The organism is Vibrio owensii CAIM 1854 = LMG 25443 (genome assembly GCF_000817815.1).
In the GTDB taxonomy this organism is placed as follows: domain Bacteria; phylum Pseudomonadota; class Gammaproteobacteria; order Enterobacterales; family Vibrionaceae; genus Vibrio; species Vibrio owensii.
The window spans coordinates 25,817-45,389 of the sequence record NZ_JPRD01000018.1 but is presented as its reverse complement, the minus strand read 5'-3'; the positions used below and the strand labels follow the sequence as shown (position 1 = coordinate 45,389).

Here is a 19,573-nt window from a genome sequence, read left to right as displayed (position 1 = left end):
TAAGGTAAGGTCAAGGATTATCCTATTGACCAGTCAAAGACTGGCGTTAAGACACATAAAGCAATCACAATGAATTAGGTATAACGACAAATGCAGTTCTCTAAGTTTGGTGAAAAATTTAATCAGTATTCAGGTATCACGCAGTTAATGGACGATTTGAATGATGGTCTGCGCACACCAGGTGCCATCATGCTCGGTGGAGGTAACCCAGCCGCCATTCCTGCCATGCTCGATTACTTTCGCCAAGCCAGTGAGGAAATGCTCGCCAGCGGAGAGCTCGTCGCCGCCCTTGCCAACTACGATGGCCCGCAGGGTAAAGACGCGTTCGTTAAAGCGCTGGCTCAGTTATTCCGTGAAACTTACGGCTGGGATATTTCCGAGAAGAACATCAGCCTAACTAACGGCAGCCAAAGTGGCTTTTTCTACTTGTTCAACTTGTTGGCAGGTAAACAGCCAGACGGTTCGCACAAGAAAGTGCTACTGCCTATCGCGCCTGAGTACATCGGCTATGGTGATGCAGGCATTGATGAAGATATCTTTGTCTCTTACCACCCAGAAATCGAGCTGCTAGATAACGGTCTGTTTAAATACCACGTCGATTTTGAGCAGCTCACCGTCGATGACTCTGTTGCGGCAATCTGCGCCTCTCGCCCAACCAACCCAACGGGTAACGTACTGACAGATGAAGAAGTACGTAAGCTGGACAAGCTAGCACGTGAGAACAACATTCCGCTGATCATTGATAACGCCTACGGTCTGCCGTTCCCAAATATCATCTTTGAAGATGTCGAACCGTTCTGGAATGAAAACACCATCCTATGCATGAGCCTATCTAAACTTGGCTTGCCGGGCGTGCGTTGTGGCATTGTGATTGCGAGTGAAGAAATCACGCAAGCGTTGACCAATATGAACGGCATCATCAGCCTAGCACCGGGCAGTGTTGGTCCAGCGTTGGCAAACCACATTATTGGTAAAGGCGACCTGCTTAAACTGAGCTCAGAGGTGATTAAGCCGTTCTACAGGCAGAAGTCGCAGCGTGCAGTTGAACTGCTTCAAGAAGCGATTACCGATGAGCGCTTCCGTATCCACAAACCAGAGGGCGCTATCTTCTTGTGGCTATGGTTTGATGAACTGCCAATTACGACAATGGAACTTTACCAACGCTTGAAAGCGCGTGGGGTCTTGATTGTTCCGGGTGAATACTTCTTTATTGGTCAGAAAGACGAGTGGGATCACGCGCACCAATGCTTGCGTATGAACTACGTTCAAGACGATGAGATGATGCAAAAAGGCATTGCGATTATCGCAGAAGAAGTGGAAAAGGCTTACCGCGAAGGTAAATAAACCGATTAAACTCAGCCGCTTCTCTTTGAAATTGCGGCTTTGAAAGCCCTAAACTAAAAAGAGCGCCCATATGGCACTCTTTCTCATTCTATAACCGTGTGGTTAACTGAAGTTTCATCAGCTGATTAGCTGTTTTCAATCAGGTTGTTACCACCGATAGTAATCTTACGCGGTTGCATTGCTTCTGGAATTTCACGAACTAAATCGATATGAAGTAGACCGTTTTCCATTGATGCACCGACAACTTTTACGTAATCCGCAAGTTGGAATTTACGTTCAAAATCGCGTTCTGCGATGCCTTGGTAAACGTAGTTTTTACCTTCTTCGGCTTTACGCTCGCCCTTCACGATCAACATGTTTTCGTTTTGAGTCAAATCGAGCTGATCTTCAGCAAAGCCAGCGACTGCCATAGTAATACGGTAGTTGTGCTCGTCTTTTTGCTCGATGTTGTATGGAGGGTAACCGCCAGAAGTGTTCTTCGCAGAGCTTGCTTCCATCAGGTTAAACAGACGGTCGAAGCCAATTGCATTACGGTATAGTGGTGAGAAATCTACATTACGCATAATCTATCCTCTTTTAAGCAATAGTCTTAGCCCAGATGAGGGTCATCCACGTGGCGCATTTATGCAAGAAAACGCCGAGCTAAGGGATCCGATGATTCATTCCTCTGACCTACTCTTTAGGTGCGGGGACATGATGTCGAATCTAGGGTCAAGTTGTGTGCTAAAACTGAGTATCCTCTCCTGAGCGATCTCGTTTAGCGATTCCAGAGGCGCTGTTCTTCTCTTGTTGAGCAAGTTAGCCATCCCTCTTCATAACTAGATATAAGGTCGAAAAATGGGCTTTCAAGGGCTCCGATGAAAATATTTTTAGATCCCCGACTCGGTCGTTCCTCCCTCTCGAAGCGTTCCCATATTCATAGGGCGCAGCCGTTCTCGTATCTCGACTCTTTTATCTCGTTTCTACCCAATAAAAAACGCCACCTCTTGCGAGATGGCGTTTTTAGTATGATTTGACTGAGTCTGTACGACTACACGTCTAGGTTTGCTACTTTAAGCGCGTTCTCTTCGATGAAGTTACGACGCGGCTCAACTTGGTCACCCATTAGCGTTGTGAACAATTGGTCTGCGCCTACCGCATCTTCAATTGTTACTTGCATCATGCGACGTGTCTCAGGGTCCATTGTGGTTTCCCAAAGCTGATCTGGGTTCATCTCACCTAGACCTTTGTAGCGCTGTAGGCTTAGACCACGACGCGACTCTTTGATTAGCCACTCAAGTGCCGATGCAAAGCTTGATACTGGCTGAGTACGCTCACCACGCTTGATGTAAGCGCCTTCTTCTAGCAGGCCGTCTAGTGCTTCAGATAGATCCGCTAGCTTACCGTACTCTTTCGAGTTCAGTAGGTCGATGCTAAGTGCGTAGTCATGAGTCACACCGTGAGTACGTACAATGATCTTAGGTAGGTTTAGACCTAGCTCTTCGTGTTGCTCAACTTCGAAGCTGTATTGGCTTGCGCCCACTTCTTTCGCGTTTAGCTGTTCAACTAGCTGTTTTGTCCACGCTTCTACTGCTGCTGCATCGTGACATTGCTCTGCCGTTAGACGTGGCGTGTAGATTAGCTCATGAACTAGCGCGCTTGGGTAACGACGGCTCATACGATCCGCCAGCTTGATACCTGCGTTGTATTGCTGAACTAGCTTCTCTAGCGCTTCACCTGCCAATGCTGGCGCTTCTGCGTTTACGTGTAGCGATGCGTTATCAAGTGCCAAAGCAACTTGGTATTGGTTCATCGCGTCTTCGTCTTTGATGTACTGCTCTTGTTTGCCTTTCTTCACTTTGTAAAGCGGCGGCTGAGCGATGTACACGTAGCCACGCTCAATAAGCTCTGGCATTTGACGGTAGAAGAAGGTCAACAGTAGCGTACGGATGTGCGAACCATCGACGTCAGCATCGGTCATGATGATGATGTTGTGGTAACGCAGTTTATCCGGGTTGTACTCGTCACGACCGATACCACAGCCTAGTGCAGTGATCAGCGTTGCTACTTCTTGAGAAGATAGCATCTTGTCGAAACGCGCTTTTTCTACGTTAAGAATCTTACCTTTTAGCGGTAGGATTGCTTGGTTCTTACGGTTACGGCCTTGTTTTGCGGAGCCGCCTGCCGAATCACCCTCCACTATGTATAGTTCAGAGAGTGCTGGATCTTTTTCCTGACAGTCTGCAAGTTTGCCTGGTAGACCAGCTAGGTCTAGTGCGCCTTTACGACGAGTCATTTCACGAGCTTTACGCGCAGCTTCACGAGCACGAGCTGCATCGATGATTTTCGAACAAACCATCTTCGCTTCTGTCGGGTTCTCAATCAGGAACTCAGACAGTTTCTCACCCATTGCTGATTCAACCGCAGACTTCACTTCAGAAGAAACCAGTTTGTCTTTAGTTTGGCTAGAGAACTTAGGATCTGGCACTTTAACTGAAACAACCGCAGTTAGACCTTCACGAGCGTCATCACCAGATGTTGCTGTTTTCGCCTTCTTAGAGAAACCTTCTTTATCCATAAAGGTATTCAGCGTACGCGTTAACGCAGCACGGAAACCAGCAAGGTGAGTACCACCATCGCGTTGCGGGATGTTGTTGGTGAAACAGTAGATGTTCTCTTGGAAGCCATCGTTCCATTGCATTGCTACTTCAACAGCAATGCCATCTTCACGTTCAAAATCGAAGTGGAAGATTTTCTCAATGATTGGTGTTTTGTTGGTGTTTAGGTGCTCAACGAACGCTTGAATACCACCTTCAAACATGAAGTGGTCACTCTTGTCTGCTTCACGCTCATCAACCAGCTTGATAGAAACACCTGAGTTTAGGAAAGAAAGCTCACGTAGACGTTTTGCTAGGATATCGTAATGGAATTCGATATTTGTGAAGGTTTCAGCGCTTGGCCAGAAGCGGATCTGTGTACCCGTTTGGTCAGTATCACCAATTACTGCTAGTGGCGCTTGAGGCTCACCGTGATGGTAAGTTTGCGTATGGATATGACCGCCGCGGTGGATAGTCAGAACCACTTTTTCAGACAGTGCGTTTACTACTGAAACACCTACGCCGTGAAGACCGCCCGATACTTTGTATGAGTTATCGTCGAACTTACCACCAGCGTGAAGTACCGTCATGATAACTTCTGCTGCTGATACTTTTTCTTCTGGGTGCATTTCTGTTGGAATGCCACGACCATCATCCGTAACTGAAACCGAGTTGTCCTCATGAATTGTCACAACGATGTCTTTACAGTGACCTGCCAACGCTTCATCAATTGAGTTATCCACCACTTCGAAGACCATGTGGTGAAGACCAGTGCCGTCGTCCGTGTCGCCGATGTACATACCTGGACGCTTACGTACCGCATCCAGACCCTTCAGTACCTTAATACTCGATGAATCGTAATTTTCAGACATGAGTTTCTCTCTTCTAGTTTGACTCTATCCTGCCATGTTCCACATGAAACAATTTGCCCGTATCGTCCAACATATCGGCGATTTGGCTTTCAGTGATAGAGCTTACAAATACTTGTGCGCCCGTCTCTTTCAAGCAGTCAGCAAGACGCTTGCGACGTTGGCTGTCTAATTCCGACGCAAAGTCGTCAATTAGGTAAATACATTGTTTTCCGGTCATTTCGGTAAGGTGTTGTCCCTGCGCGACACGCAATGCACACACCATGAGTTTTAATTGACCGCGTGACAAAACGTCCTCAACAGGCGTTCCGTTCACTTTAATGCGCAGATCAGCCTTATTCGGACCACTAAAGGTGTATCCCAACGACTGATCACGCTCGAAATTTTTTTCTAGTATCTCATGATAAGGGGTATCTTTGTCCCATCCACGATAATACTTTAATTGGATCTCAAATTCTGGCAAAAATGTCTGACAGATGGTTTCCGCTACGCTTTTCATCTGTTCGATGTACAGCGCCCGCCATTGACTGATGTTTTCAGCCAAACGAGCCATCTCTTGATCCCAATAACTGAGTTCGCGATAACTTCTGGCGGTTTTAAGCAGTGCATTGCGTTGCTTGTTAAGACGCTTGAAGCGTCCCCATGCATCATAGAAAGCTGGCTCGGTATGAAACACACCCCAGTCGATGAACGCACGACGATGTTTTGGACCATCCGTTAGTAGATCAAACCCTTCCGGATGTATCAACTGCAAAGGTAAAACTTGTGCGAGTTGTGCCAGTTTTTGCCCAGATTGACCGCCTATTTTAACCTCTGTTGAGCCATCACGCTGCTTATTAATGCCGATAGGTAGCTCAAATTGATCCGAGTTCAAAAAACGACCATGAACAAACAGTTCGTCACACTCATTTTGGATAACTCGACCCGTCAGCGAACTCTTGAAAGAGCGTCCGTGTCCGAGCAAGTAAATCGCTTCTAGAACACTGGTTTTACCGCTGCCGTTCGGCCCAATAAGAAAGTTAAAGCCTGCTGATAGGTCAATATCACAGGCTTTAATGTTTCGAAACTGCTGAATGATGAGGCGAGAAAGTGGCATTCAGATGGCTTATAGACGAATTGGCATCACCACGTACATGGCACTGTCGTCGTCTGCGTTTTCAATCAACGCACTTGCGTTCGCATCTGACATCGACACACGTACGTTATCGCAACGCAGTGTATTAAGCACATCAAGCACGTAGCTAACGTTGAAGCCGATCTCGATAGCGTCACCTTCAAAGGTCACGTCTAGCATTTCTTCTGCTTCTTCTTGCTCTGGGTTATTGGCAGTAATGCGCATTTCACTGCCCGCAAGATTTACACGAACACCACGGAATTTTTCATTAGAAAGAATCGCTGCACGAGAAAACGCTTGGCGTAATTCATCACAGCTTGCTTCTAGTGTTTTGGTCGTACTTTGTGGCATTACGCGGCGATAGTCAGGGAAACGACCATCAACAAGCTTAGAAGTGAAGATAAAGTTGTTCACTTCTGCACGCACATTTGAGCTACCAATTTGTAGCACGACAGGTTGCTCTGGTGCGTCCATTAGCTTCACAAGTTCTTGTACGCCCTTACGCGGCACGATGATTTGTTTCTGTGCGAAATCTGCACCGAGTTGTGTTTGAGATACCGCCATACGGTGACCGTCAGTTGCCACGCTACGTAGCGTCGTACCATCGATTTCAAACAACATACCGTTGAGGTAGTAACGAACGTCTTGGTTCGCCATTGAGAATTGTGTTTTCTCGATCAGCGTACGCAGATCAGACTGAGTCAGTGACACTTCCACTTCACTCTGCCAATCTTCAATGTTCGGGAAATCGTTCGCTGGAAGCGTCGCCAGTGAGAAACGGCTACGACCTGAACGAACTTGTACACGATCGCCTTCTAATACGAAGGTGATGATAGAGTCATCTGGTAGACCACGGCAGATATCAAGAAACTTACGAGAAGGAACGGTAATGCTGCCCGCTTCAAAATCCCCTTCTAGAGCCACTTTGCTCACCAATTCCACTTCCAAATCGGTTGCGGTCATGGATAACACGTTCTCTTCTACTTTAATCAGTAGGTTACCAAGAATTGGTAGGGTTGGTCGGCCACCTAGTGCACCCGAAACCTGTTGTAGCGGTTTGATTAAATGACTACGTTCAATGGTAAATTTCATGCTTGGCTCTTTACGCTGTCAGCTCAATTAATGATTTGCTTAGAATACTGTCATTCTAACCGATTACGAAGACAGGGTGCGAATCAAGTTAGAGTAATCTTCTTTAATATCGTGGCTCTCTTCACGCAGCTGCTCAATCTTGCGACATGCATGCAGCACCGTGGTGTGGTCACGACCACCAAATGCATCACCAATTTCAGGCAAGCTGTGGTTGGTCAGCTCTTTTGCCAGCGCCATCGCCAATTGGCGAGGACGAGCAACCGAGCGAGAGCGGCGTTTGGACAGCAAGTCCGCCACTTTAATCTTGTAGTATTCCGCGACCGTCTTTTGAATGTTGTCGATCGTTACAAGCTTTTCTTGTAGAGCAAGCAGATCGCGCAGCGCTTCACGAACAAAATCAATCGTAATTGGACGACCAGTGAAGTTGGCGTTTGCAATAACGCGGTTCAGTGCACCTTCCAGTTCACGAACGTTAGAACGTAGACGCTTGGCAATAAAGAACGCCACTTCATCCGCTAGGTGGATTTGGTGGTCTTCCGCTTTCTTCATCAAGATCGCTACGCGGGTTTCTAATTCAGGCGGCTCGATCGCAACCGTTAGACCCCAACCAAAACGTGATTTTAGACGATCTTCCACACCGCTGATCTCTTTTGGATAACGGTCTGATGTAAGAATGATCTGTTGGTTACCTTCCAATAACGCGTTGAAAGTATGGAAGAATTCTTCCTGTGAACGCTCTTTATTAGCAAAGAACTGAATGTCATCGATAAGAAGCGCATCAACACTGCGGTAGTAACGTTTGAATTCTTCAATCGCATTGTTTTGCAGTGCTTTTACCATGTCTTGGACAAAACGCTCAGAGTGCATGTACACAACTTTCGCGTTTGGCTTGTTATCCACAATCGCGTTGCCCACGGCATGCAACAAGTGCGTTTTACCTAAGCCAGTGCCACCGTATAGGAACAACGGGTTGTAAGCTGCGCCCGGATTATCAGAAACCTGACGTGCTGCAGCCAAACCTAGTTGGTTCGACTTACCTTCCACGAAGTTGTTGAACTTGTGCTTTGGGTTCACGTTTGAGCGGTGGTTGATGTTCGCGATCGCTTGAGCGTCGTCATCCCACGTTTTATGCACAGGCTTACGAGCTTGCAATTGCGCTGGTGCTGAAGATTCAGCAGCCACATCAGCTGGCGTACGTGTCGGTGCCGGCTTAGGAGCTGCAACTGGGCGACTGCCCACTTCAAAGCGTAAGCTAGGGACGTCGTTACCGCAGTATTCCTGCAGTAGACGATTGATGCTGTTCAGGTACTTGTCGCGAACCCAATCCAAAACAAAGCGGTTTGGAGCGAACAGAGTGAGAGTATTGTCATTGAGCTCCGCTTGTAACGGACGAACCCACATGCTGAATTCTGTAGCTGGTAGCTCTTCTTGAAGCTGCTGCAAACATTGCAACCAAAGCGAAGATGACACGGTGCCCCCACTGAGTATTTGAATTATCGGAAAAGACTGGCAATTTTACCTGTTGATAACCAAGATCGCCAGCAATTGATCGATGATCCAGTGAATAAGATCTAAGTTATTCACAATTATTTCGCCCAACTAAGCGAGATCAACACATCTTGCCCCAAATTTGCCCACACATTGATCCACATTTGGGCAAAATCAGCTAGATCGAGCAATTGGTGATAACTCTGTGAATGAATTTTGGTTCATCGATTTTTTTCGATCGTCATTTCTGCTCTTTCCGATCGTTTTTTCATCACTTATCCCTATATCTTGGCTACTATCTATACCAAATAAGATCTTATTACTCTGAGGTCTAGGTTATTGCACTTGGTTATTTCTTTAATTGAGCTAACTGACAGTAGTATTTCCAACCATAAAAGTATGGAGATGTATTATGAAAAACTGGATTAAGGTTGCCGTTGCAGCCATCGCTTTGTCTGCCGCGACCGTTCAAGCCGCTACTGAAGTAAAAGTAGGCATGTCTGGCCGTTACTTCCCATTCACGTTTGTGAAGCAAGATAAGCTGCAAGGCTTTGAAGTGGATATGTGGGATGAGATCGGTAAACGTAACGATTACAAGATCGAATACGTAACAGCGAACTTTTCTGGTTTGTTTGGCCTTCTAGAAACGGGCCGTATTGATACCATCTCAAACCAGATCACCATGACAGACGCACGTAAAGCGAAATACCTGTTTGCAGACCCATACGTGGTAGATGGCGCGCAAATCACGGTACGTAAAGGCAACGACAGTATTCAAAGTGTGGAAGATCTAGCAGGCAAAACCGTTGCGGTTAACCTAGGCTCTAACTTTGAGCAGTTGCTTCGCAGCTACGACAAAGACGGCAAGATCAACATCAAGACTTACGATACTGGTATTGAGCACGATGTAGCGCTAGGCCGTGCTGATGCGTTCGTTATGGACCGTCTGTCTGCATTAGAACTGATTAAGAAAACCGGTCTACCGCTACAACTTGCGGGTGAACCATTTGAAACGATTCAAAACGCTTGGCCATTCGTTGATAACGAAAAAGGTCGTAAGCTACAGGCAGAAGTGAATAAAGCGCTTGAAGAGATGCGTGCCGACGGAACAGTAGAGAAGATTTCTGTGAAATGGTTTGGTGCCGACATCACTAAGTAAAACTTCTCTTCTTTTAGGACGCAGAGCTTTATCTCGCGTCCTTTTTTAACTCAATGACAAGGTGGAACTTCGTATTCCACCTTTTCTTTTCTCAAGGTAAGTCGTATGGGATTTGATTTTAATTACATGTTGGAACTGTTGCCGATACTGCTCAAGTATCTTGGCACAACCATGGAAATGGCCACATGGGGATTGGTCTTTTCACTGATTCTAGCCGTTATTTTAGCGAACATTCGCGTATTTAAGCTGCCAGTTCTCGACCAATTGAGCCAACTTTACATCAGCTTCTTCCGTGGTACTCCGCTTTTGGTACAACTGTTTTTGCTCTACTACGGCTTACCGCAAATCTTCCCATTCATGGTGGGCATTGATGCCTTCTCCGCGGCAGTGATTGGCTTAACGCTCCACTTTGCCGCTTATATGGCAGAGAGTATTCGCGCCGCCATCATTGGTATCGATCGCAGTCAGATGGAAGCGAGCTTGTCAGTGGGGATGACGACACCTCAAGCAATGCGTCGGGTGATTTTGCCACAAGCAACGCGCGTCGCACTGCCTTCTCTTATGAACTATTTCATCGATATGATTAAGTCCACTTCCCTTGCCTTCACGCTGGGTGTGGCTGAAATCATGGCTAAAGCGCAAATGGAAGCTTCTTCAAGCTTCCGCTTCTTCGAAGCTTTCCTTGCCGTCGCTCTTATTTACTGGGGTGTGGTAGTGATTCTGACTCGAGTACAAATTTGGGCAGAGGCAAAATTGAATAAGGCGTACGTACGATGATCAAATTAGAAAATATCCACAAACGCTTTGGCGAAACAGAAGTCCTCAAAGGTATTGCTCTCGATATCAAGCAAGGTGAGATCATCGTTATTATTGGCTCAAGTGGAACGGGTAAATCGACACTTCTACGTACTGTTAACTTCTTAGAGCAAGCAGACGAAGGTCGTATTACCATCGATGACATCTCCGTCGATACACAAAAATACACCAAAGCAGAAGTATTGGCTCTACGCCGCCGAACTGGGTTTGTTTTTCAAAACTATGCCCTATTTGCTCATATGAACGCGCGTCAGAACATCGCAGAAGGCTTGATCACGGTACGCGGCTGGAAAAAAGAAGACGCTCTCAAGCGTGCTCAAGAAATTCTGGATGACATCGGCCTTGGCGATAAAGGAGAAAGTTATCCAGCGGCTCTGTCTGGTGGCCAACAACAACGTGTGGGTATCGGCCGAGCGATGGCGCTGCAACCAGAACTGCTGCTTTTTGATGAGCCAACGTCTGCGTTGGATCCGGAATGGGTTGGAGAAGTTCTCTCATTAATGAAGAAGTTAGCCAATCAACATCAAACAATGTTAGTGGTCACGCACGAGATGCAATTTGCTAAAGAAGTGGCGGATAGAGTGATCTTTATGGCCGAAGGCAACATCGTTGAACAAGGTTCTCCACAAGATATATTCGATAATCCACAAGATCCTCGTTTGAAAAAATTCCTTAACCAAGTTGGAATAGAGTAAAGATCAAGCATCAAGATCAATCGATCCTTGAGATTTTACTCACACTACGTATAATCGCCCGGCCGGAATTTCGTACTCATGAGTCATTGACACATTATGTGAGTGTGATTACAATTCCGCCTCTTTGTTGAGAGGCGTCGGTTGTTCTTCTTTAATAAAGAGCTTCTTTATATAAAGAAAGCAAAATGCCCACGCCGGGTTTAACAAGAACCTAAAACTACTGATCAGTAAAGGTAATTATCATGAAACGCACTTTTCAACCTACAGTTCTAAAGCGCAAGCGTACTCACGGCTTCCGTGCTCGCATGGCAACTAAGAACGGTCGTAAAGTTATCAACGCACGTCGTGCAAAAGGCCGTGCGCGCCTATCAAAATAATCGCTAGTTTATTTTGAACACGTACGCGTTTAATCGGGAGTTACGCTTGTTAACTCCCGAGCATTATCAAAACGTCTTCCAGCAAGCTCATCGAGCTGGCTCGCCTCATTTCACCATCATTGCACGCAATAACAAACTTTCTCATCCTCGATTAGGTTTAGCTGTTCCGAAAAAGCAAATCAAAACAGCTGTTGGTCGTAACCGCTTTAAGCGTTTGGCTCGTGAAAGCTTTCGTAACAATCAACATCAACTTCCAAATAAAGATTTTGTTGTGATTGCAAAGAAAAGCGCGCAAGATTTAAGCAATGAGGAATTATTTAAGTTGTTTGATAAGCTATGGCATCGCCTGTCTCGCCCTTCACGTGGATAGCCATTGGGCTCATTAATCTATATCGCTGGTTTATCAGCCCTCTGATTGGTCCTCGTTGCCGGTTCACTCCAACTTGTTCCACTTACGCGCTAGAAGCTTTGAGAGCTCACGGTTTTGTAAAAGGATGTTGGTTATCAGGCAAACGTCTATTAAAATGCCACCCTTTGAATGAAGGGGGGTATGACCCCGTTCCACCAGTCCAAAAACAAGACAGAGATAACTAACGATGGATTCTCAACGTAATATCCTGCTTATCGCTCTGGCACTGGTTTCTTTCTTGCTGTTTCAACAATGGCAAGTAGCAAAGAATCCAGCACCTCAAGCGGTTGAACAGGCTCAATCAAGCAGTACTCTACCTGCACCATCTTTTGCTGATGACTTGGATCCAGTTCCTGGCCAACAGCAAGCTTCTGCAAAAACTATCACAGTAACGACTGATGTTTTAACTCTGTCGATCGACACCGTTGGTGGCGATGTGGTACATGCCGACCTGAACAAATACGCTGCTGAACTTGATTCATCAGACCCATTCGTTCTGCTAAAAGACACCAAAGGCCACCAGTTCATCGCACAAAGCGGTCTAGTGGGTCCTCAAGGTATCGATCTTAGCAGCACTAACCGTCCTCACTACAACGTGAGCGCAGACAGCTTTACTCTAGCTGACGGTCAAGACGAACTACGCGTTCCAATGACATTCACTGCAAACGGTATCGAATACATCAAAACTTACGTATTCAAACGTGGCAGCTACGCGCTGAACGTGGAATACGATGTTGTGAACAACTCTGGTAACAACGCAACATTTGGTATGTACGCTCACTTGCGTCAAAACCTAATGGACGCTGGTGGTAGCATCACAATGCCGACTTACCGTGGCGGTGCTTACTCAACAGAAGACGTTCGTTACAAAAAATACAGCTTTGAAGATATGCAGGATCGTAACCTGTCTATCAACCTAGCAGATGGCCAAGGTTGGGCAGCAATGATCCAACACTACTTCGCTGCAGCTTGGATCCCACGCAACGAACCAGGTACTAACCTGTACACTCGCGTGATTGGTAACCTAGGTGACATCGGCGTACGTATGCCAAACAAAACTATCGCAACGGGTGACCAAGCGAAGTTTGAAGCAACACTATGGGTTGGTCCTAAGCTACAAAAAGAAATGGCTGCAGTAGCACCAAACCTAGACCTAGTAGTGGACTACGGCTGGCTATGGTTCATCGCTAAACCACTTCACTCATTGCTTGCTTTCATCCAAAGCTTCGTGGGTAACTGGGGTGTGGCAATCATCTGTTTGACCTTCATCGTTCGTGGTGCAATGTACCCACTAACGAAAGCGCAATACACGTCTATGGCGAAAATGCGCATGCTACAGCCTAAGCTGCAAGCTATGCGTGAGCGCATCGGTGATGACCGTCAGCGCATGAGCCAAGAGATGATGGAACTGTATAAGAAAGAGAAAGTGAACCCTCTGGGCGGCTGTCTACCTCTTATCCTACAGATGCCTATCTTCATCGCGCTTTACTGGGCACTAATGGAATCGGTTGAGCTACGTCACTCTCCATTCTTCGGTTGGATTCATGACCTTTCAGCGCAGGACCCTTACTACATCCTGCCTCTACTGATGGGTGCGTCAATGTTCCTAATCCAGAAGATGAGCCCAACAACAGTAACGGATCCAATGCAGCAGAAGATCATGACCTTTATGCCGGTTATGTTTACCTTCTTCTTCTTGTTCTTCCCATCAGGCCTAGTTCTATACTGGTTGGTGTCGAACATCGTTACGCTTATCCAGCAAACTTTGATTTACAAAGCGCTGGAGAAAAAAGGCTTACACACTAAGTAACCTTGATAGAAAAGCATAAGAAAGGCGGCCAAAAGGTCGCCTTTTTGTTTTTGGCTGATTACAATTCAGCTAATTAATTGGTTCTGGCTCCCTAGGGGTGTAAACCCTATAGCCCAGCTAAAAAGGCAAGATTATGACTACAGATACGATTGTCGCTCAGGCTACCGCACCCGGTCGTGGTGGTGTCGGCATTATTCGTGTTTCTGGCCCTAAGGCCAATCAAGTGGCGCTAGAAGTCACAGGTAAGACGCTAAAGCCTCGCTACGCAGAGTATCTGCCATTTCAAGCGGAAGATGGCACCGTGCTAGACCAAGGCATTGCCCTGTACTTCCCTAACCCACATTCGTTTACAGGCGAAGACGTACTTGAACTGCAAGGTCACGGTGGCCCGGTGGTAATGGATATGCTGATTAAGCGTATCTTGGGTATCGACGGCGTACGTGCCGCTCGACCTGGCGAGTTCTCAGAACGTGCCTTCCTAAACGACAAGATGGACCTAACTCAAGCAGAAGCGATTGCCGACCTGATCGATGCCAGCTCAGAAGAAGCAGCAAAATCAGCACTGCAATCATTGCAAGGCCAGTTCTCACAACGCATCCAAACGCTGGTGGAATCTCTGATCCACTTACGCATCTACGTGGAAGCGGCCATTGACTTTCCAGAAGAAGAAATCGACTTTTTGGCCGATGGTAAAGTGTCTGGTGACCTACAAACGATCATCGATAACCTAGATGCGGTACGTAAAGAAGCCAACCAAGGCGCGATCATGCGTGAAGGCATGAAAGTCGTAATTGCAGGCCGTCCTAATGCTGGTAAATCAAGCCTACTGAACGCTCTATCTGGCAAAGAATCCGCTATCGTTACGGATATCGCCGGTACTACGCGTGACGTATTGCGTGAACACATCCATATCGATGGCATGCCTTTACACATCATCGATACCGCTGGTCTGCGTGATGCTTCTGATGAAGTAGAGAAAATCGGTATCGAGCGTGCATGGGATGAAATCGCCCAAGCAGACCGTGTTCTGTTTATGGTTGATGGCACCACAACCGACGCAACGGATCCAAAAGACATTTGGCCAGACTTCGTTGATCGCTTGCCAAACAGTATTGGCATGACGGTGATCCGCAACAAAGCGGATCAAACGGGCGAAGATATGGGGATCTGCCATGTAAATGATCCGACACTGATTCGCCTCTCAGCAAAAACAGGCGCAGGTGTGGATGCTTTGCGTACTCACTTAAAAGAGTGCATGGGCTTCTCAGGCAATACCGAAGGCGGCTTTATGGCTCGTCGTCGTCACCTAGATGCGCTAGAACGTGCGGCTCAGCATCTTCAAATCGGCCAAGAACAGCTTGAAGGCTATATGGCGGGGGAAATCTTGGCAGAAGAGCTGCGTATTACTCAGCAACACTTGAATGAGATTACTGGCGAGTTCAGCTCTGATGACCTCCTCGGCAGAATCTTCTCCTCATTCTGTATCGGTAAATAATCAAAACGCGCGGTGTTAAGCATAAGTTTAACGCCGCGTTTCTTTTTGTACTCACGCACTGTGGTTACCCTAGGCGTGAGTATGGCTCAATAAAGGAAGACACATGATCCACATTATTACAGGCAGTACGTTAGGTGGCGCAGAATACGTAGGTGATCACCTGAGTGATCTGCTCAATGAAAACGGTTTAGAAACGACGATCCACAACCAACCAGAGTTGTCATCGATCGAGAACCAAGGCACTTGGCTAGTGATCACTTCAACTCACGGCGCAGGTGAATACCCAGATAATATCCAACCTTTTATTGCTGCATTACAAAACACACCGCCTAAGATGGCCGATGTGAAGTTCGCGGTGATAGCGATTGGAGATTCAAGCTACGATACATTCTGCGCAGCAGGTCAGCATGCTTATGACCTGTTAGAAGACATTGGTGCAACGCCTATCACTGACTGCTTGAAGATTGATGTACTCAGCCATGATGTACCTGAAGACGCCGCAGAGGTGTGGTTGAAGGAGAATCTGGCACGCTTTACCGCTTAATTCCTCTCTTACAGAGTCGCATCGCGGCTCTGTTTCTCCTCTTTGTGAATAACTTCCTACAAAACTTTTTGTTCAACCGCTCAAAAAACACTCAAACCATCTGTGGATAAGTAAGGTAAGATCCAGTGACTTTCCTTTAGTTATCCCAAGAACAACTTTGATCTGTTTTACCCCCTGTGTATAACCCCTCATTTTGATCTCAGGAAATCCTCGATCTGATCAAGTCATGATCACAAGATATGATCCAAAGAAGATCCATGATCTTGTTGATCATTTTCTAGTTATCCACAGAAACGGTCGATCCTAATAATAGATCCAATAAAAGATCATATATATAGATCTTATATATATAGTCTTAGGGACTAAAATTTGAAAAGCGAGAAAACGATTCTCTCTCACAGAGAAAAAAGGTAAAATACCGCTCTTTTTTATCTGTCCATTAAATCCTTTGAATACCTGAGGTCAGTTCATGCTTTATCACGAAAACTTTGACGTCATTGTTGTCGGTGGCGGACACGCAGGAACGGAAGCCGCGCTCGCATCTGCACGCACAGGACAAAAAACACTCCTTCTTACCCATAACATCGATACATTAGGCCAGATGTCATGTAATCCGGCGATTGGTGGTATCGGTAAAGGTCACTTAGTAAAAGAAGTGGATGCTATGGGCGGTCTGATGGCAGAAGCCATTGACCATGCGGGTATTCAATTCCGAACGCTAAATGCCTCTAAAGGTCCAGCAGTTCGTGCAACTCGCGCGCAGGCGGACCGTGCATTGTACAAGGCGTACGTACGCAACGCGCTAGAAAACGCACCAAACCTAACTCTGTTCCAACAATCGGTTGATGATCTGATTGTGGACCAAGATCGTGTGGTTGGCGTTGTGACTCAAATGGGTCTGAAATTCCATGCAAAAGCTGTGGTTTTAACCGTAGGTACATTCCTTGGCGGTAAGATCCACATTGGTATGGAAAGCTCTTCAGGTGGTCGCGCTGGGGATCCACCATCGATCGCATTGGCGGATCGACTACGTGAACTTCCATTCCGTGTGGATCGTCTGAAAACGGGTACACCACCACGTATCGATGCTCGCAGTGTCGATTTCTCTGTGTTAGAAGCACAGCACGGTGACAACCCAACACCAGTATTCTCATTCATGGGTAAACGTGAGCATCAGCCGCGTCAAATCCCATGTTTTATTACTCACACCAATGAGCAAACTCATGATGTGATCCGCAATAACCTTGATCGCAGCCCAATGTACGCAGGCGTGATCGAAGGTATTGGTCCGCGCTACTGCCCGTCTATCGAAGACAAAGTGATGCGTTTTGCGGATAAAAACAGTCACCAAATCTTCATTGAGCCAGAAGGCCTAACCACGCACGAGTTATACCCGAATGGTATTTCCACCAGCTTGCCGTTTGACGTGCAAGTACAAATCGTTCGTTCAATGAAAGGTTTTGAAAACGCACACATCGTTCGCCCAGGTTACGCGATTGAGTACGATTTCTTCGACCCACGTGATTTGAAGCAAACTTACGAGACCAAGTTCATCAGCGGTCTGTTCTTTGCGGGTCAAATCAACGGTACAACTGGCTACGAAGAAGCGGCAGCACAAGGTTTGATGGCAGGCTTGAACGCAAGTTTGCACAGTCAAGGCAAAGAAGGCTGGAGCCCACGCCGTGACCAAGCTTATATGGGTGTATTGATTGACGACTTGTCGACCATGGGTACCAAAGAACCGTACCGCATGTTCACATCTCGTGCGGAATACCGTCTGTTGCTTCGTGAAGACAATGCAGATCTACGTTTGACGGAAAAAGCGCGTGAACTTGGTTTGATTGATGATGTGCGTTGGGCACGCTTCAATGAAAAAATCGAGAACATGGAAACCGAGCGTCAACGTCTGAAATCGACGTGGATGAACCCAAATTCTGCAGGTATCGATGAGCTGAACAAGCTATTGAAAACACCAATGGCACGTGAAGCAAGCGGTGAAGATCTTCTTCGTCGTCCAGAGATCTCATACTCACAATTGACGCAATTGGATGCTTTTGCTCCTGCTCTCGAAGATCAACAAGCGTCAGAGCAAGTTGAAATTCAAGTCAAATACGATGGTTACATCAAGCGTCAGCAAGAAGAGATCGAAAAATCACTGCGCCATGAGCACACTAAGCTACCAGCGGACTTGGATTACAAAGACGTGAAAGGTCTATCCAACGAAGTAGTCGCTAAGTTGACAGAAGCGAAACCAGAAAGCATTGGTATTGCATCACGTATTTCTGGTATCACGCCGGCTGCGATTTCGATTCTGCTTGTTCACCTGAAGAAGCACGGCTTGCTGAAAAAAGGTGAGGAAGAGTAATGAGCGCTTTACGCACAAGATTGGATGCTCTGATCGCCCAAACTGATTTGGAAGTGTCTGAAAAACAACGCGAGCAGTTAGTCGGTTACGTCGAACTGCTCGACAAGTGGAACAAAGCATACAACCTGACGTCGGTCCGTGACCCACTTGAGATGCTAGTGAAACATATCCTTGATAGCATCGTCGTTAGCACTCACTTACCAGGTGAGCGTTTTATCGATGTTGGCACAGGACCAGGTTTGCCAGGTATTCCATTGGCAATCATGAATCCAGAGAAGACCTTCTTCTTGCTCGATAGCCTTGGCAAACGCATCCGCTTTATCAAGCAAGTTGTGCACACGCTAGGGCTGAAAAATGTGACGGCAATTCAAAGTCGCGCCGAAGAATTCCAGCCAGAAGAAAAATTTGATGGCGTTTTGAGTCGAGCTTTTGCTTCAATGACGGACATGGTGGAATGGTGTCATCATCTGCCTAAACAAGATTCTGGGGTGTTCTTGGCTTTGAAAGGTCTTCACCCTAAAGATGAAATAGATCTGCTTCCTGAATGGTGTAGTGTGACGGAGATCATATCTTTAGCTGTTCCTGAGTTGGAAGGTGATCGTCATCTAGTAATCTTATCGCGCAAGGAAAATTAGCGAGGTAATCGTGGGTAAAATTGTAGCAATCGCCAACCAGAAAGGTGGGGTCGGCAAAACAACAACGTGCATTAACTTAGCAGCTTCGATGGCGGCAACAAAGCGCAAGGTTTTGGTGATCGATCTCGACCCTCAAGGCAATGCTACGATGGCCAGTGGCGTCGACAAGTACATGGTTGACGCGACGGCGTATGATCTTCTGGTTGAAGATACCCCGTTTGATCAAGTGGTTTGTACTGAAACCACAGGGAAATACGATCTGATTGCAGCGAACGGCGACGTCACTGCTGCAGAAATCAAACTGATGGAAGTATTCGCGCGTGAGGTGCGTCTGAAAAACGCCCTTGCGTCAGTTCGCGATAACTATGATTTCATCTTTATTGATTGTCCTCCTTCTCTAAACCTTCTTACAATCAATGCTATGGCCGCAGCCGACTCTGTGCTGGTGCCGATGCAATGTGAATACTTTGCGTTAGAAGGTTTAACTGCTCTTATGGATACAATCAGCAAGTTAGCGGCCGTGGTCAATGAAAACCTCAAAATCGAAGGTTTACTGCGTACCATGTACGATCCACGTAACCGCCTGTCTAATGAAGTATCCGATCAACTTAAAAAACACTTTGGTAGTAAAGTTTACCGTACTGTGATCCCACGTAATGTGCGTTTGGCCGAAGCGCCGAGCCACGGTAAACCTGCAATGTACTATGACAAGTACTCTGCGGGCGCCAAAGCGTATCTTGCTCTAGCGGGCGAAATGCTCCGCCGCGAAGAAATCCCAGTTTAAC

General features: G+C 46.7%; 18 protein-coding genes. 13 read left to right on the top strand and 5 right to left on the bottom strand.

The window, feature by feature from the left end; translation table 11 throughout:
• The first annotated feature begins 90 nt into the window (after positions 1-90).
• Complete coding sequence (locus H735_RS11940; RefSeq protein WP_020195203.1) at positions 91-1,344, top strand: valine--pyruvate transaminase; 1,254 nt, start codon at positions 91-93, stop codon at positions 1,342-1,344.
• A gap of 125 nt (positions 1,345-1,469) precedes the next feature.
• Here H735_RS11940 and H735_RS11935 read toward each other — a convergent pair whose 3' ends face one another.
• From H735_RS11935 to dnaA, 5 genes are all read right to left on the bottom strand, one after another.
• Positions 1,470-1,907 (bottom strand): Hsp20 family protein, encoded by a 438-nt coding sequence (locus tag H735_RS11935; RefSeq protein ID WP_020195202.1) that lies wholly within the window; start codon positions 1,905-1,907, stop codon positions 1,470-1,472.
• A 467-nt stretch (positions 1,908-2,374) separates the two neighbouring features.
• Positions 2,375-4,792 carry a DNA topoisomerase (ATP-hydrolyzing) subunit B gene (gyrB, locus tag H735_RS11930; RefSeq protein ID WP_005440849.1) on the bottom strand — a complete coding sequence of 806 codons (2,418 nt, stop codon included), beginning with the start codon at positions 4,790-4,792 and terminating at the stop codon, positions 2,375-2,377.
• A 13-nt stretch (positions 4,793-4,805) separates the two neighbouring features.
• Entirely contained in the window at positions 4,806-5,885 is a 1,080-nt protein-coding gene (gene recF / locus H735_RS11925; protein WP_005440847.1) for a DNA replication/repair protein RecF, read from the bottom strand.
• A 9-nt stretch (positions 5,886-5,894) separates the two neighbouring features.
• A complete protein-coding gene (gene dnaN, locus H735_RS11920) occupies positions 5,895-6,995 on the bottom strand; it encodes a DNA polymerase III subunit beta (RefSeq protein WP_005440839.1) in 1,101 nt (366 codons plus the stop codon).
• A 63-nt stretch (positions 6,996-7,058) separates the two neighbouring features.
• Positions 7,059-8,465: a chromosomal replication initiator protein DnaA gene (gene dnaA, locus H735_RS11915; protein WP_005440837.1), complete on the bottom strand. Its 1,407-nt coding sequence runs from the start codon at positions 8,463-8,465 to the stop codon at positions 7,059-7,061.
• A 430-nt stretch (positions 8,466-8,895) separates the two neighbouring features.
• On the opposite strand from dnaA, the gene H735_RS11910 reads away from it, so the two are divergent.
• From H735_RS11910 to H735_RS11860, 12 genes are all read left to right on the top strand, one after another.
• The gene (locus H735_RS11910; RefSeq protein WP_020195200.1) at positions 8,896-9,642 is read left to right on the top strand and encodes an amino acid ABC transporter substrate-binding protein; all 747 of its coding nucleotides are present in this window, start codon (positions 8,896-8,898) and stop codon (positions 9,640-9,642) included.
• Between the two features lie 105 nt (positions 9,643-9,747).
• Positions 9,748-10,419, top strand: coding sequence for an amino acid ABC transporter permease (locus H735_RS11905; RefSeq protein ID WP_005440833.1), 672 nt, complete (start codon positions 9,748-9,750; stop codon positions 10,417-10,419).
• Positions 10,416-11,153 carry an amino acid ABC transporter ATP-binding protein gene (locus H735_RS11900; protein WP_020195199.1) on the top strand — a complete coding sequence of 246 codons (738 nt, stop codon included), beginning with the start codon at positions 10,416-10,418 and terminating at the stop codon, positions 11,151-11,153. The genes H735_RS11905 and H735_RS11900 overlap by 4 nt, the downstream gene beginning before the upstream one ends.
• Before the next feature lie 242 nt (positions 11,154-11,395).
• Positions 11,396-11,530, top strand: coding sequence for a 50S ribosomal protein L34 (gene rpmH, locus H735_RS11895; RefSeq protein ID WP_005378825.1), 135 nt, complete (start codon positions 11,396-11,398; stop codon positions 11,528-11,530).
• Between the two features lie 46 nt (positions 11,531-11,576).
• The gene (gene rnpA / locus H735_RS11890) at positions 11,577-11,900 is read left to right on the top strand and encodes a ribonuclease P protein component (RefSeq protein WP_009699098.1); all 324 of its coding nucleotides are present in this window, start codon (positions 11,577-11,579) and stop codon (positions 11,898-11,900) included.
• The gene (gene yidD / locus H735_RS30010; protein ID WP_078608021.1) at positions 11,867-12,124 is read left to right on the top strand and encodes a membrane protein insertion efficiency factor YidD; all 258 of its coding nucleotides are present in this window, start codon (positions 11,867-11,869) and stop codon (positions 12,122-12,124) included. Before rnpA ends, yidD begins: the two co-directional genes overlap by 34 nt.
• 2 nt (positions 12,125-12,126) lie before the next feature.
• Positions 12,127-13,749: a membrane protein insertase YidC gene (yidC, locus tag H735_RS11885; RefSeq protein WP_009708036.1), complete on the top strand. Its 1,623-nt coding sequence runs from the start codon at positions 12,127-12,129 to the stop codon at positions 13,747-13,749.
• A 133-nt stretch (positions 13,750-13,882) separates the two neighbouring features.
• Positions 13,883-15,244, top strand: a complete 1,362-nt coding sequence (gene mnmE, locus H735_RS11880; protein WP_005440826.1) for a tRNA uridine-5-carboxymethylaminomethyl(34) synthesis GTPase MnmE — start codon at positions 13,883-13,885, stop codon at positions 15,242-15,244.
• Positions 15,245-15,347: 103 nt separating this feature from the next.
• Positions 15,348-15,788, top strand: a complete 441-nt coding sequence (gene mioC, locus H735_RS11875) for an FMN-binding protein MioC (protein WP_005440825.1) — start codon at positions 15,348-15,350, stop codon at positions 15,786-15,788.
• 469 nt (positions 15,789-16,257) lie between these two features.
• A complete protein-coding gene (gene mnmG, locus H735_RS11870; protein WP_005440822.1) occupies positions 16,258-18,153 on the top strand; it encodes a tRNA uridine-5-carboxymethylaminomethyl(34) synthesis enzyme MnmG in 1,896 nt (631 codons plus the stop codon).
• Positions 18,153-18,788, top strand: a complete 636-nt coding sequence (gene rsmG, locus H735_RS11865; protein ID WP_020195198.1) for a 16S rRNA (guanine(527)-N(7))-methyltransferase RsmG — start codon at positions 18,153-18,155, stop codon at positions 18,786-18,788. The genes mnmG and rsmG overlap by 1 nt, the downstream gene beginning before the upstream one ends.
• Before the next feature lie 10 nt (positions 18,789-18,798).
• The gene (locus tag H735_RS11860) at positions 18,799-19,572 is read left to right on the top strand and encodes a ParA family protein (protein ID WP_005440815.1); all 774 of its coding nucleotides are present in this window, start codon (positions 18,799-18,801) and stop codon (positions 19,570-19,572) included.
• The last annotated feature ends 1 nt before the right edge of the window (position 19,573 follow it).